The following is a 14,225-nucleotide window of genomic DNA, read 5'->3' on the forward strand; positions in this document are numbered from 1 at the left end:
ATTCAGACACGCCATTTCTTTCACCAAGCTAATTTCATGAAGTTGAGTGCTAGCCCAAAAAAGAAGTTCTTTTGGGGGTCAACCGGGCTTAGTTGAGCCTCTTTTGGGGCTAAAGACGTATTGCATTGTGTCATGCTAGCCCATATTTAGCGCCTTAATATCGATATCAATATATGAAAAACGATATATCAATTCAACATTAAAGTATTTGTGGTTATATCGCTAGTTCTAGACAATCAATGTCTATGTACAAATATGACCAGATTGACCAAACTCTTATAGATCAACGAGTTGCCCAATTTCGAGACCAAGTAGAGAGGCGCCTCAATGGCACCCTAGCTGAAGAAGAGTTTCGTCCCTTGCGCTTACAAAACGGCCTGTATCACCAACGCCATGCTTATATGCTGCGTGTCGCCATTCCTTATGGTTTATTGAGCGCTAAACAACTACGCACCCTCGCCTTCATTGCCGACAAATATGACCGCGGATATGGTCACTTTACGACCCGCCAAAATATTCAATTTAACTGGGTAGAGCTAGAACAAACTCCTGACATCTTGGCTGAGCTAGCCAAAGTTGAGATGCATGCCATTCAGACTTCAGGTAACTGTATTCGCAACATCACAAGCGACGCTTTTGCAGGCGTTGCTGCTGATGAATATGTCGACCCCCGTCCTGTTTGTGAACTGCTACGTCAATGGTCAACCCTGCATCCCGAGTTCGCACACTTACCGCGCAAGTTCAAGTTTGCTATTAACGGCGCCAAAGAAGATCGCACCGTATTACTTTGTCATGATGTGGGAATTGAGCTCCAGAAAAATCCCAACATTAACAATGGTGAGTTGACAGCAAACATCTACGCTGGTGGTGGTATAGGTCGCACACCGATTCTGGGTTCCTTGATTAAAAAAGATGTGCCATGGCAAGTACTGCCAAGTTACTTAACTGCACTGCTGCGCGTATATAACCGCTTTGGCAGAAGAGACAACCTCTATAAAGCGCGTATCAAGATCCTAGTAAAAGCCTTAGGCCCAGAAGAATTCGCACGCCAAGTAGAGGGTGAATGGGTGCAGCTACATAACGATACCAAGCAGAGTAAAGATAACTTTACGCAAGCTGAGTGGGAGCGTGTCGCTAAGCACTTTACCAAACCAAGCTACAAAACACTTCCAGCATTAAGCGATGAGCAATTGCTGTCTCATGCTGAATCTAAGCTAGATGCTAATGAGAAGATTGCATTTACTCGCTGGTTGGAGCGCAATGTAAAGCCGCACCAGGTGCCTGGCTATGCCTGCGTTATTCTGTCGCTCAAGCCCCATGGTACCGCTGCCCCTGGCGACGCTACTAGCGCGCAAATGAATGCCATTGCGGATTTAGCAGATCACTATAGCTTTGGTGAGTTGCGTGTTACCCATGAACAAAACTTGGTCTTAGCTGATGTTGAACAAGCAGAGTTATTGAATCTATGGCGCGCAGCTAAAAACTACAATTTAGTGCTGCCTAATATTGGCTTGCTCACAGACATCATTGCCTGTCCTGGTGGCGACTTCTGCTCACTAGCCAATGCCAAATCATTGCCGATTGCAAAAGCCATTCAAGAACGTTTTGATGATTTGGATTACCTGCATGACTTAGGTGATATCACTTTAAATATCTCAGGCTGCATTAACTCTTGCGGCCACCATCACGTCGGCAATATCGGTGTTCTAGGTGTCGATAAAGATGGTGAAGAGTGGTATCAAATTACTTTAGGTGGCGAGCAAGGTAATGATGCCTCTATTGGCAAGGTGATTGGGCCTTCTTTCTATGCCAATGAGATTCCGGATGTGATGACGAGCCTCATTAATACCTACGTAGAGCAACGAACAGGTGATGAACCCTTTATCGATACTTACCGCCGCTTAGGCGTAACACCCTTCAAAGAGGCCGCTTATAAGAATGCATTAAATAAAAATGATGCTAAGCACTCCAAAGGGGCAACAGCCTAATCCTGGAAAAACTATGAACAAGCAAATTATTTCTTTTCCAAAAAATGGCAAGCCCACCCTCATCGCCAATGAATGGCAGGTGTGGGATGGTGAGCGTGATGAAGGCGGCATCCCTGATTTAGAGCATGGCTTTCATAAAGTCTTGGTACCGTTTCATTGGTGGCGCATACACAACCCCGCCCATCATCAGAATGCGGACGTAATAGACAAAGCAAGCAAAGGTGAGATTGGTGTTTGGTTTGCTGCTGATGATGACATCCTCAAGCATGCTGACATCATTGAGGCTGGAAAGCCCCTATGGCCAGTGGTTGGCGCGCACTTCCCTATTTTTAGAGATGGGAGAAGCTTTAGTACTGCAGCCCTCCTGAGAGATCGCTTTGACTGGCAAGGTGAGGTTCGTGCAATTGGTGACGTCTTGATTGACCAACTCTTGCAAGGAGCACGAGTCGGCTTTGATGCTTTTGAGCTGCGTCCCGATCAAAATCCCGATATCGCTCTCAAGCAGTTTGATCTCTTCTCGGTAGTCACACAAAACAGTTGGCGCGATCAACGCGCTACCATTGCGGCTTAATCGGTCAATAGATAAAACATCATGACATCCACTACTCTCGGTAAAGTGTATTTAGTCGGCGCAGGTCCTGGCGCCGCTGATCTCATTACCGTGCGCGGCGCTAATCTTCTGGCAAAGGCAGATATTGTTTTTCATGATGCTTTAGTTGATCCAGCAATGCTAGAGCTCTGCCCACAAGCCATTAAAGAGCCTGTTGGTAAGCGTTGCGGCAAGCTGTCTTCAGCGCAACTATTTATTAACAAACGATTAATCGATGCGGCGCAGAAACATCAAATTATTGTTCGTCTTAAAGGTGGCGACCCCATGATGTTTGGTCGCGCTGATGAAGAAATCCAAGCACTAAACGAACGCCAGATTGAAGTGGAAGTTGTGCCTGGCATTACTGCAGCATTAGCAGGAGCAGCAGCCATTCAGCAATCGCTTACTCTGCGTGGCGTTAGTAGAAGTGTGGCTTTTATTACTTTGGCGCAAGGTACTGAAAATCTTGCCAATGATGAAAATCAAAATCAACCGATTCAAAACCCGCAAGCCGATACCTTGGTGTATTACATGGGACGCAAAGATGCTAGCAATATTGCCAAACAGCTAATTGATAGCAAACAGAAGCATTCAGCAAAAACCCCTGTACACATCCTAGAGGCAGTGAGCACTCAGAATGAACGTCATTGGTCTAGCACTCTAGGTGAGCTAGCCAATGGCAAAGCAAATGATTGGTTTGATAGCGCATCACCTGCACTCATTATGGTTGGCGAAGCTTTGAGAGAAAAGCAGCAAACTATTAATGGAGCTACCAATAATGAAATTAACAAACAAGTAGAAAGCTTAAAGAGCTCTAGCGCTGAAATCCACAATAGCCTGCAAGACAGCCTCATCCTCACCGACAGCAGGCGTAGCGCTTAAAACCACTCCGGGGAATTTTTCCTGACATGCTAAAAGCAATACTGGGAAATCATTCCGCAAATGGCCGCCTTGTCCAAAGAAGACCGGCACTACAACCACCTCCACTACTCCAGAGGCCACCAAGGATGTAATAGCCTCTTCAAGGCTAGGCTGCATTAGCTCCAAGAAGGCTAACTCCACCAAAGTATCGGCATGCTGGGCTTTCCACAAGGAGGCCAAGCGGTCAAAGGGCTCACGCCAGCGGACATCACGGGCGCCATGGCCAAATAAGACAATTGCTTTCGTATTCATATTTATGCAAACCTTTTAAACTATCAGCATTAATCTCTTAAGCTTACCTCGAAACTAAGCTCTCTAACGATATAGCAATATGACAGACCTACTTAGCCAAACTTGGTTCATCGCCTTAATGGGCGCTACTCTTATTGGGGCAGTACTCTCCGCAGTTCACCACGCCGAAGTGATCGCTCATAAGACTGGTGAGCCGTATGGCACCCTAGTACTGGCTATTAGCGTCACCATCATTGAGGTCTCCCTCATCATTGCCATGATGATTGCAGGTCATGAGGGCTCTGAATTTATTGCTCGTGATGCTGTCTTTGCGACCGTGATGATAGTGATTAATGGGGTTATTGGTCTATGTATTTTTATGGGCGGCTTCAAACATCATGAAATGTCCTTTCGCAACGAGGGAACCAATTCTGCATTAGCAGTACTGACTGCTTTAGCCACCTTTATTCTAGTGATGCCGATGGTAACTACTAGTACGCCTGGGCCAGACTTTACAAAGGGCCAACTAGCGTTTGCTGGCATTGCTTCTTTCGCCCTCTGTAACACATTTATTTTCTTCCAAACATCAGCCATCGAGAATATTACCTCCCCAAGGCTGAAGATCAAAAGACTGATAACGATGCCCACGGGGACAAGCCGAGCAATCTCAAAACTGGCATCAGTCTAGTCTTACTATTGATCTCACTGGCAACAGTGGTAAGTTTGGCAGAGGCACTTAACCCCGCCATTGAGGCTGGAGTAAAAGCAGCGGGCGCTCAAAAGCCTTCAAAGGGTGACCATCCATCAAGAGCCTATCATATGAAGCTGATCCTATAAATCCACCGCCACCGAGAATTGCAATTTTCATATAAGCTCCACTCAACTACACCAAGACTCTATTAGAAATTGCATACATATATTTGGAGCCCTCCTTGGGTCGATATTAAACTTAGACTTGTGCATTATCAACATAATACTTATTGATTAAAGTATTTCCACCAAGCTTCCTGATTTTTGGAGCATTATGAGTTCATTAATATTAATTATCTACGCTATTCTTCCACTACAAAAAATTGCGGGAATGTCTAAGGAATTAAAAACCTGATTTCTTGATGAGAAAATACAATCTTGTTGCTTTAAAACATAATTTTTATAGCTATACGAATCGCATTAGATAAGGCGATGGTTGTTGTAGGTGTAGCAGGAATTGTTGGCAGAACAGTAGCATCAACCACATAAGTCCTATCAAAACCAAACGGCCTTCCCAGAGTATCGGCGCCCCCTGGTAATGACACCTCCATCATCTCGATAGCGCCCCCAAAATGTTGACTATGACCTATTTTGGCCTTCAAATAGAGGCGAGGGAAAACATAAAATCCTGTTTTGTGACCAATCTTAAAAAGCCTAGCCAACAGAGATCGGAACTCAACAGTGCTTTTTTCATTTGGCTTACCGCTAACATTTATGCTTTCTTGATTAAACTTTACAGTCATAGTCCCCGATATATTCGAATGCATATATGTCATCCCGATATAGGTTCTAGATAACACTGGATTCAATATCTTACCGAAAATACTACCGAATAATGGGCCAAGCTTTTCTATTAGCATTAAATTTAAAAACTGCATGCCAGGATAAAGCTGGGTTTGTATAAGATTTAAATTAGAGTCAAAACTTTGAATATACAAATGGGCTAATGAAATTGATTTTGAGGATTGACGCTGCCTGCCTCCCCAAACAAAAACGGGAAAGTAAAACTTTTGACTGTCTTTTATGATGTAGTGATCAGGCTTTTTTTCAGTAGAGTTATCAATTATTCTTAAGGTATCTAAACAGCCAGCCGCCAGTACAGCTGATGAAAAAATCTTAGTATTAATTTCGCCATCTCTCGCTAAGTTTTTGAAAGTAAGGCTAACAGAATCACCGCTCTCGAAAACTGATTCAACAAGGGCTAACGGCTGATAAGTAAACTTAGGGTCACTTAAAAGATCCTCAAGTATATTTGCAGCTGAAAAAATTGAATCATATTGACACCCTTCCATGCACTTACCACACTTAACACAAACGTTTACTGCAGCTGGATTGGCTTGGACCGCTAACTTTGACTTTCCAACATAAATATTATTTTTATTTAAATAAATTTTATGTTTTTTGGCCCTATTCAATAAAAAGATTGTTTGATCGACTTCAAAATCAAAATTATTAACTTTAAGATTGATGGGATAAAGCTCATCAATTTGATCCATTGCCCCCATAATCCCCGTGAGGTTAAAGCTCAGATTGAGATTTTCACTAATCTCATTATAAGAAATTGGCCAGTTCAAAATATCTTGTGGATAGATGGCGCCCACAGTTGCCCCCCAGATCGTACTAAGACCACCTTTTGCATGACTTGTATCAAACGAGACTTTATTATCAACCGCAATATTTATCCCATCAGCTCTCTGATACATAAAAGTTGAATTAAATAGCTTCTTTTTGGGCATCAAAGTCTTTGGCAAAGAAGTTTTCGTGCCAAAATCATTAGCGTTACTTTTAGTTAACCCCACATCGAATAAAGTGACTGAATACCCCCTATTTAATAGTGTCTGAGCAGCAGCAGTCCCAGTTGGACCCGAACCAACTACCGCTATGGATTTAGTCATTTAGCATCCAACCAGCACGACTAAAGTTGATAGGAATCTCTTGGGAGTATTGCTGCATACAAATGTTATTACCCTTGCAGGGCGGGATATCAATTTCATGAACACATGGTGCACAAGTTATTTTTTTAAAGTTCACAACATCGAATTTACTATCTATGCATCTAAGTCTTAAATAAGGATCGCTTGGCCCCCAATACGAAAGAGTGGGAACCCTAAGCAATCGAGATAAATGAATGATTCCCGAGTCGATTGTCACTAATTTTCTAAGACCAAGTAAGCTATCAGCTAACTCCGTAAGAGATGTTTTGCCTGTTAGATTCTCAATCTTCAATTTAGGAAATATTGTAGATAAATGTTTGCAGAGATCTTTGCTTCGTCCAATGTCATTCCGCCCCCCATAGACTTTAAGTAAATCAATATCATTGATTTCTTCGCGCAAAATATCTCCCCACTGCTTCAGTGACAACTCTCGCTCACGATACAATATCGAACAAAACGGCGCCAAACCAATTACATTGCTTATTGAGGCTCTATTTGGCAACAAGCCCATTGCATTTTGAAATGAATTACAGACGTCATTCCAGGATGGGATTGTTCCGCCCGCATTAAATGCAATTTGTTCATACCCTGTATAGATAGGAGATGAGGAGTTATAAAAAATTGGGTAATTAATATATCCCATTTGCCATCTATTCCAATTCTGAAATAATCCAAAACGTTTTTCAGATAAGGTAAAAAAGCAGAACAGTGTTGTTAGCTTGGAATGCAATTCATAATTTACGAAAATATCACTACGCCAACTCTCCCTTAGGGCGCTAACCAGAGACCTCAAAAAAACCAATAAGTTATTTGTATTAATAAGTGAAAATTGATCAACTACACAAGCTAACTCAGCAAAGGCGGCGACCTCAGGCGAGCAAATAAGAATAATTTTTGCCTCTGGATATTTTTTTCGCACTGCCAGTATTGCAGGATAGGCAATCAGCAAACTCCCTCCACCCATAATTTTTAGGTAAGAGATTTTCCGAACCGAACCGGAGTTGCTCCTTGAAAATATTAATGGCCAGACTAAATTCAGCACATGAGTCAAGGGCGAAAAAAATGCAATTAAGAAACGCCCCAAATATCCATCTATAGTTTTTAATGTAGTTAATTTCATGAGGTAGCTACTATTGCATCCTGAGGGCTGTAATACAATCCTTTTTTTGCATTTTCTAAGTCTAGAGTTACCGATGAAAGACTAAGATAGTAGGCTGATCTTGAAATTGGTGGGCGAATTTTTTGCCCAGTTAGAAAGTAAATCATATCGCCCAAAAGAGCCAAACAAAAAGCCAAAGCCCTAGGAATCGATGGGGCCTTCTTTAGACGAGAATCTTCTCCAACAAGATTTCGTACAAAAGAAGAAAAAATGATGGGTGAGCCATCCGAAATCAAGTACGCATGACCACTTACCCCATAAGTAAAGCTCTGGCATACCGCAATACACAAGTTGATGTAATGCGTAGCACTAGTCAGATAGCTCCCACGATCAACCCAAACAAAAGTCCGAGAATCTAGGGCGGATTTCAATTTTTTTAATACTGGTGAATCATCTCCACCCCAAATCATTCTTGGTCTCAAAATAATAAATCTGGACTTACTATTTAATATTGCAAATTCCTGCACTAACTTTTCAGCCTTTTTCTTCATTTCCGAATAAATAGAAATATTACTTTTCGGGACCTCACTTCTCTCACTCAACCCACCCAAAGGGCCATTCCCCAAAAACACTGCTTCCGAACTTAAATAAATAAAAGTTATAGCCCTCGATTCAAAATGCTTAAGCAATAAGTCTGTAGCCGAAACAATATCACGGTATGAATCATCTCTATTTGCAAAATGATCAGTGTTTGAAGCTAAGTGAATTACAATATCAAAATCTTTGGGCATCCTTAAATATGTTTTAGGATCCGCCAAATCACCAGCTACCACCCTCGCAGACGGATGGATTTTATTGTGCTCAGAATTGCGCAAAGACGTTGTAATATCAAAATTACCTTTAATCTCAAGATAAGAAATTAATCGCTTGCCAAAATATCCGCCGCCACCAGTAATTAAAACTCTTTTCACATTACCCCTCGATTAACAACAGAATACAAGATACGTTTGCCAAAGTAACACCTCAGGATGCGATACGATAGATTACAACATCGTCCTTACGATAATCCTCTTTAAGAAAACCCTGCGCTAATAAATCTTTCAAATATTGATTTAAACGATCATGATAAGTTCTTGAAATACTCTCTAGAGGAAATCTTGAATCATCTTGCACTCGCCAAGCTAACATTGAAATATTTTTAGACTTCAGAAGTTTTTTAAAATCCTCAGGGCCATTTAAATACTCAAAACCAACCTCAGGATTCCAATCGTGAATAAAGAAAAAATCCCTGTTCAGATAGAAAAAGGGTTGAACACCCCAATTAAATGCAATTACCTCATCTAGTTGCGTATTCTGATTTATATATTGACTTACCCAGTAAAGATGAATTCCCAAGTTTTGAAAATCAACCCTAGAAATCTTGTTTTGAGCGTATAGCCAAAGTAAAGGCATCGAATTTTTAAATTGATTAATTGAAAAAATGACCTGCAAGCAGACAAAGGCAATAGAAAGGTATTTGACCCATCTAATACTTTTTGCTTGAGAAATAATTAACCATGCCAACACAATAAACACGATTAACGTTGGGTAAAAATAGCGAAACTCCCAATAATAATAGTAAAACTGCCAGCCCAATACTAGAAGTATTGTTACAAAGGAATAGAAGATTTTTAGTCTCCAATTTTTCCTCCAAATGATAATCATGGTGATACAGGCTCCGATACAAACAAAAATATTAAGTGCGCCGAGCGCCTGTGTTAAAAATTCCAAATAAATCATTAAGGAATGTGTTGTACGCCAAGAAGTGCCATTCTGCCAAATTGTCGCTTCTTTAATCATGGTAGAAATGTTTTGCATTTGCAAGCTGGTATAGGTGCAACTTCCCATTAATTCACTAAGGTTGGGAAATACGGGATTGCAATGTTGCAAATAATTTAAGCCGAGCCAGGGAAGATTTATACCAATGCCAACGCAGACTAAAGATATGATTTCTTTAGACATGTGCTTGAAGCTAAACTCGGCGTGAGATTGCGCGTAAAAAATTAAATATACTGGGAAGTAAAAGACTGCTGTATATTTCAACCCAAAAGCAAACGAAAGAAATAAAAAAGATAGAAATCGCTTCATGGCAGATTGATCTCGCCCAAACTCAATGATTAATACAGTCGACCCAATTAGAAAACACGCCTGAATAATCTCAATTTTTGCTATTCCCAAATTCACAACTACTAATGGCAAATATCCAACAGACAAGAGTGCCAAACCAAGATAAAGGCGGGATCTGCTATAGCATGCAAATAACCTGACTGAGAAATACAGCAATATTGGGAAAAATAGATAGGTAAAAAATTGCGCAGTGCTTGAATCGGCATTTAACAGTAAGGCAATTCCAAATGCTGCCTCACCAAATATGGGGAACGAGCTAAAAATTCCATACTCGTCAAGATATCTTAAATTTTCTCCGGCAATATGCAACTTTGGAATAGTAAGAACATATGAAATAGCATCCCAGTTTGAAGTCGGTAATGAAGCAACTAAAAACCCAATGAGTAAAATGGGTACGAAAAAAACCATAAACCACCAAGGCAATAATTTTTTATCTTTCAAATGAATCCGAAAATTTATCCCCTTCAATATTGTATATATCCAAGAAAGAAAAATAATACTTAAAGTAACAACAAGTAGATTGCGTAAGTTTAGTAGCCCAAAACTTCCTAACAAGGTATACGCGATTGAAATACCTAACGTTCCTATTAAGGCCGCATAAGGAATTGACATTTCGTCATTAAAAAAAGTCTTTGAAGATTTAAAAAAAATCTCAAAAAAATAGAAGATTGATCGGCCAAGAATAATAGTAAACGCCATCATCCCCAAAGCTAATGAGAAATTTTCTAGCATACGGAGTTTGAATAATCGATCATTTATTAAAATTAACCCCTTAAATTTGAACAGTCACTTTTCTATATCGCCTCTTTTTATCAAATTTAGGCAACTACCTTCCTGAAATAAGCAATCGTCTCTTTAAGACCATCCTCTAAATTAACCTTAGGCTCCCAGCCAAGCTTAGCTTTAGCTAGCTCAATATTAGGCTGGCGCTGCTTAGGATCATCGGATGGCAATGGTTGATGAACGATCTTTGATTTGCTACCTGATAGTCTGAGGACTGTCTCTGCTAACTCAAGCATAGTGAATTCACCAGGATTTCCGATATTGACTGGTCCTGTGAACCCATCTGCGGAATTCATCATTTTTACCATGGCATCAATTAAGTCATCTACATAGCAAAAGCTTCTGGTTTGCTGACCGTCGCCATAAATAGTAATATCTTGGCCTTTTAATGCCTGGACAATAAAGTTACTCACAACACGACCATCATTAGGGTGCATACGCGGACCGTAAGTATTAAAGATTCGCACAACCTTAATATCTAACTGATGTTGACGATGGTAGTCAAAGAACAAGGTTTCTGCGCAACGTTTACCTTCGTCATAGCAAGAACGAATGCCAATTGGATTGACTTTTCCCCAATATTCTTCAGGCTGAGGATGCACTTCTGGATCACCATAGACCTCGCTAGTAGAGGCCTGTAAAATTCGAGCTCTAGTTCGCTTGGCAAGACCCAGCATATTAATAGCGCCATGTACACTGGTTTTGGTAGTTTGCACTGGATCGTACTGATAGTGCACCGGGGAAGCAGGGCAAGCTAAGTTGTATATCTGATTGGTTTCTACATAGAGCGGGAAAGTCACATCGTGACGCATTACTTCTAAATTTGAATTGCCCAATAGGTGGGTCAAATTCTGTTTAGTCCCCGTAAAGAAGTTATCCACTACTAATACCTCATTACCCTCTTTAAGAAGTTTCTCGGTGAGATGGGAGCCTAAGAAGCCTGCACCGCCGGTGATGAGGATTTTTTGATTTCGGTTGTAATTTTGCATATAAAGCAGTAGGTTGAGAGAATTTATAGAGGTGCATTTAATTATGACGGCCAATGCCCTGGTACTCAATACCCAATTCTTGCATAGCTTGAGGCTCGTATAGGTTGCGGCCATCAAAAATAATTGGGGATTTGAGCTTAGCCTTTAGAAGATCGAAATCTGGGCTACGGAAGGCTTTCCACTCAGTCACAATCACCAAAGCATCACAGCCATCGACTGCCGCCATAGGATCATCAACAAGGCTAACTTGTTTTAAACCCTCAGGATTACCTTTGAAGTCTACGTCAAAGCAATGCTGAGCCTCCGGCATAGCCACTGGATCATGCGCTACGATTTGTGCGCCACGCTTAATCAGCTCTTGAATAATCACACGACTGGGAGCTTCACGCATATCGTCGGTATTGGGTTTAAATGCTAAACCCCATAATGCGAACTTCTTACCTGATAAGTCCTTGCCAAAGCGTTTTTCAATTTTCTCTACCAAGATATATTTTTGGGCTTCATTGACAGCTTCTACAGCATCAAGGATCTTGAGATCACGACCATGCTCAATCGCAGTCTTTGATAGTGCTGACACATCTTTTGGAAAACATGAGCCGCCATAACCAGTGCCGGAGTATAAAAATCCGTAACCAATGCGGGAGTCTGAGCCAATACCTTGACGTACCGCTTCAATATCTGCGCCAACTAAGTCAGCCAAATTGGCTAACTCGTTCATAAAGGAGATCCGGGTAGCTAACATCGCATTAGCAGCGTACTTGGTTAACTCTGCACTTTTAACGTCCATGTAATAGGTACGCTCGTGATTACGGTTAAACGGAGCATAGAGTTTTCGCATCTGCTCCTTAGCGCGCAGACCCGCTGGAGTACTTTGCGTACCAATCACAATACGATCAGGGCGCATGAAGTCTTCTACTGCTGCGCCCTCTTTAAGGAACTCGGGATTAGAAACTACAGAGCACAGTTCCGAAGAGAGACCCCTCTTAGTCAGTTCTTCGCTGATGGCAGCAGATACTTTGTCGGCGGTACCCACCGGAACAGTCGATTTATCGACAATCACTTTAGGAGTGGTCATATGGCAACCAATATTGCGGGCTGCCGCTACAACATACTGAAGATCTGCAGAGCCATCTTCATCAGGAGGTGTTCCAACGGCAATAAATTGAATATCGCCATGGGCAACCGAGGCGGCAATATCAGTAGAGAACTGCAGGCGACCCGCAGCGCGATTGCGTTCGATCGTCTCTTTTAAGCCTGGCTCGTAAATGGGAACACCGCCAGAATTGAGAATCTCAATCTTCTTAGGATCGACGTCAACACAAAAGACGTTATTACCCTGCTCTGCCAAGCAAGCACCGGTAACGAGACCGACGTAACCGCTGCCGATGATGGTGACTTTCATAAATTAACCAATATATATTAAAGGGGGCTTTAAAAACTTTGCAAACATGATTAAAAGCTTATCTAGCTTTTCGTGACAGAACAAAACGTTCCATCCAATTATAAATTCCAATTAATTATCAGAGCATTGCCAATTCAATTCATATAGTTTCAAGTCTAACGATCTTTAGTCAGAATAATCTATTAATTTAAGATTATTTTGTTAATATAAATTTTAATTAGCGGGCACCAGAACAAATCTCAATAACAACAGTAGATTTGTAATCCAGCCGCGTACCCACAAAAAAGTATGGTTAAACAAGAAACCAAAATTGACACGACAATCACCGGCAAAAGCGGTATAAGGGTTGGCGACACTATCGTTTGTTACTCTAGTTTGACCTGATTAAGGCCTAAAGGATTTTTCGGTATTTTCAATTATTCAATGAAGGTGTTATGAAAGATTGAATGTAGTCTTTGTAGCTATCTTTAGCATTTTGTCCTCGCGATATCCCGGCCAAAATCAGCGTCATTAATGTTAGCGAACCAGTCTGCAAAAAAACAAGGAAGATGATTCCAAATGCAATCGATAGCCAACCAGAAGCTGGCTCCCCAAAAAATCGCACTAGAAATGCAACGCAAATAAATATAACCGCCAATGCAGCAATTGAAAAAAATAATATGCCCGCCCTCACTAATACATCTTCAGCAAAAACCATTAAACCCCTGAAGCCATGCAGGACCAAGCCAAAAAAATTCATTTTACTCTTACCTTCAAACCGTTGCCCACGATCTATAGGCTCGTAATAAATGCGTAATTTTGATAGAAGAATGCAGCCTGGTAAATGTATCCACAACTCATTCATAGACACTAAACGAGATAGTGATGAACGTCTTATCGCACAAAAATTACCGAAATTAATTTTACGCCCCGTTAACATTCGAAAAGCTAATTTATAGAGAAAATAGAAAATCTTAAACTTAACTGATTCGAATCTAATTCCGCGCTTAGCTACAACTATATCCACGTTAGGATTGTTAAATTTTGCTAAGAGTCTTTGAACGCTAGTAGATCGATCCTCACCGTCGGAATCCATCACAACAACATTAAGATTACTTGAAAAATTTTCAGATATGTAATTAAGCCCAATAGCTATAGCCTTTTGATGACCGACGTTTCTTTTAAGTCGAATTATTAATCCCTCTAAGCCAAAATTTTCTAGTATTTTTGCGTCAACCGGATGATGCAAAGAACCATCATCCACAATTATAAAATAGAAACCACCTTCATCGCCAACCAAAAACGACTCCAACAATTTTCCCAAAGAAATGTAATCCTCATAACAGGGGGTGAGAATAATAGTTTTATTCATGAAATATTAATCCTCTTTGATA

General features: G+C 41.0%; 12 protein-coding genes. 4 read left to right on the forward strand and 8 right to left on the reverse strand.

The genetic code is table 11. The annotated features are described in order from the left end of the window. Positions 1-245 precede the first annotated feature (245 nt). The 3 genes from ICN26_RS02710 to cobA are packed head-to-tail and all read left to right on the forward strand — an operon-like array spanning position 246 to position 3,459. Complete coding sequence (locus ICN26_RS02710) at positions 246-1,988, forward strand: nitrite/sulfite reductase (RefSeq protein ID WP_216267626.1); 1,743 nt, start codon at positions 246-248, stop codon at positions 1,986-1,988. 13 nt (positions 1,989-2,001) lie between these two features. Further along, positions 2,002-2,559, forward strand: a complete 558-nt coding sequence (locus ICN26_RS02715) for a DUF934 domain-containing protein (RefSeq protein WP_216266682.1) — start codon at positions 2,002-2,004, stop codon at positions 2,557-2,559. Between the two features lie 21 nt (positions 2,560-2,580). Continuing rightward, positions 2,581-3,459: a uroporphyrinogen-III C-methyltransferase gene (gene cobA, locus ICN26_RS02720; protein ID WP_216266684.1), complete on the forward strand. Its 879-nt coding sequence runs from the start codon at positions 2,581-2,583 to the stop codon at positions 3,457-3,459. Here cobA and ICN26_RS02725 read toward each other — a convergent pair. Beyond that, positions 3,382-3,750, reverse strand: coding sequence for a sirohydrochlorin chelatase (locus ICN26_RS02725; protein ID WP_216266685.1), 369 nt, complete (start codon positions 3,748-3,750; stop codon positions 3,382-3,384). The genes cobA and ICN26_RS02725 overlap by 78 nt on opposite strands. A gap of 79 nt (positions 3,751-3,829) precedes the next feature. Between ICN26_RS02725 and ICN26_RS02730 the strand changes: the two genes are divergently transcribed. Continuing rightward, positions 3,830-4,417, forward strand: a complete 588-nt coding sequence (locus ICN26_RS02730) for a calcium:cation antiporter (protein WP_216266687.1) — start codon at positions 3,830-3,832, stop codon at positions 4,415-4,417. Positions 4,418-4,865: 448 nt separating this feature from the next. Here the strand turns inward: ICN26_RS02730 and ICN26_RS02735 are convergent, their stop codons facing one another. The 7 genes from ICN26_RS02735 to ICN26_RS02765 all read right to left on the reverse strand — a co-directional run bounded on the left by ICN26_RS02735 (position 4,866) and on the right by ICN26_RS02765 (position 14,203). Continuing rightward, entirely contained in the window at positions 4,866-6,374 is a 1,509-nt protein-coding gene (locus tag ICN26_RS02735) for an NAD(P)/FAD-dependent oxidoreductase (RefSeq protein WP_216266689.1), read from the reverse strand. Further along, the gene (locus ICN26_RS02740) at positions 6,367-7,533 is read right to left on the reverse strand and encodes a glycosyltransferase family 9 protein (protein ID WP_216266691.1); all 1,167 of its coding nucleotides are present in this window, start codon (positions 7,531-7,533) and stop codon (positions 6,367-6,369) included. Before ICN26_RS02740 ends, ICN26_RS02735 begins: the two co-directional genes overlap by 8 nt. After that, positions 7,530-8,483, reverse strand: a complete 954-nt coding sequence (locus ICN26_RS02745; protein ID WP_216266693.1) for an NAD-dependent epimerase/dehydratase family protein — start codon at positions 8,481-8,483, stop codon at positions 7,530-7,532. Before ICN26_RS02745 ends, ICN26_RS02740 begins: the two co-directional genes overlap by 4 nt. 52 nt (positions 8,484-8,535) lie before the next feature. Next, complete coding sequence (locus tag ICN26_RS02750) at positions 8,536-10,410, reverse strand: hypothetical protein (RefSeq protein WP_216266694.1); 1,875 nt, start codon at positions 10,408-10,410, stop codon at positions 8,536-8,538. A gap of 86 nt (positions 10,411-10,496) precedes the next feature. Continuing rightward, positions 10,497-11,450 (reverse strand): UDP-glucuronic acid decarboxylase family protein, encoded by a 954-nt coding sequence (locus ICN26_RS02755; protein ID WP_216266696.1) that lies wholly within the window; start codon positions 11,448-11,450, stop codon positions 10,497-10,499. 37 nt (positions 11,451-11,487) lie between these two features. Further along, complete coding sequence (locus ICN26_RS02760) at positions 11,488-12,852, reverse strand: UDP-glucose dehydrogenase family protein (RefSeq protein WP_216266698.1); 1,365 nt, start codon at positions 12,850-12,852, stop codon at positions 11,488-11,490. Positions 12,853-13,264: 412 nt separating this feature from the next. Then, a complete protein-coding gene (locus tag ICN26_RS02765) occupies positions 13,265-14,203 on the reverse strand; it encodes a glycosyltransferase family 2 protein (protein ID WP_216266700.1) in 939 nt (312 codons plus the stop codon). Between the last annotated feature and the right edge of the window lie 22 nt (positions 14,204-14,225).

It is taken from the genome of Polynucleobacter hallstattensis (genome assembly GCF_018881835.1).
Classification (GTDB): Bacteria; Pseudomonadota; Gammaproteobacteria; order Burkholderiales; family Burkholderiaceae; genus Polynucleobacter; species Polynucleobacter hallstattensis.

Coding starts and splice junctions, on each gene's coding strand:
- ICN26_RS02710 (WP_216267626.1), top strand. CDS start 246: ATGTACAAATATGACCAGATTGACCAAACTCTTATAGATCAACGAGTT.
- ICN26_RS02715 (WP_216266682.1), top strand. CDS start 2,002: ATGAACAAGCAAATTATTTCTTTTCCAAAAAATGGCAAGCCCACCCTC.
- cobA (WP_216266684.1), top strand. CDS start 2,581: ATGACATCCACTACTCTCGGTAAAGTGTATTTAGTCGGCGCAGGTCCT.
- ICN26_RS02725 (WP_216266685.1), bottom strand. CDS start 3,750: ATGAATACGAAAGCAATTGTCTTATTTGGCCATGGCGCCCGTGATGTC.
- ICN26_RS02730 (WP_216266687.1), top strand. CDS start 3,830: ATGACAGACCTACTTAGCCAAACTTGGTTCATCGCCTTAATGGGCGCT.
- ICN26_RS02735 (WP_216266689.1), bottom strand. CDS start 6,374: ATGACTAAATCCATAGCGGTAGTTGGTTCGGGTCCAACTGGGACTGCT.
- ICN26_RS02740 (WP_216266691.1), bottom strand. CDS start 7,533: ATGAAATTAACTACATTAAAAACTATAGATGGATATTTGGGGCGTTTC.
- ICN26_RS02750 (WP_216266694.1), bottom strand. CDS start 10,410: ATGCTAGAAAATTTCTCATTAGCTTTGGGGATGATGGCGTTTACTATT.
- ICN26_RS02755 (WP_216266696.1), bottom strand. CDS start 11,450: ATGCAAAATTACAACCGAAATCAAAAAATCCTCATCACCGGCGGTGCA.
- ICN26_RS02760 (WP_216266698.1), bottom strand. CDS start 12,852: ATGAAAGTCACCATCATCGGCAGCGGTTACGTCGGTCTCGTTACCGGT.
- ICN26_RS02765 (WP_216266700.1), bottom strand. CDS start 14,203: ATGAATAAAACTATTATTCTCACCCCCTGTTATGAGGATTACATTTCT.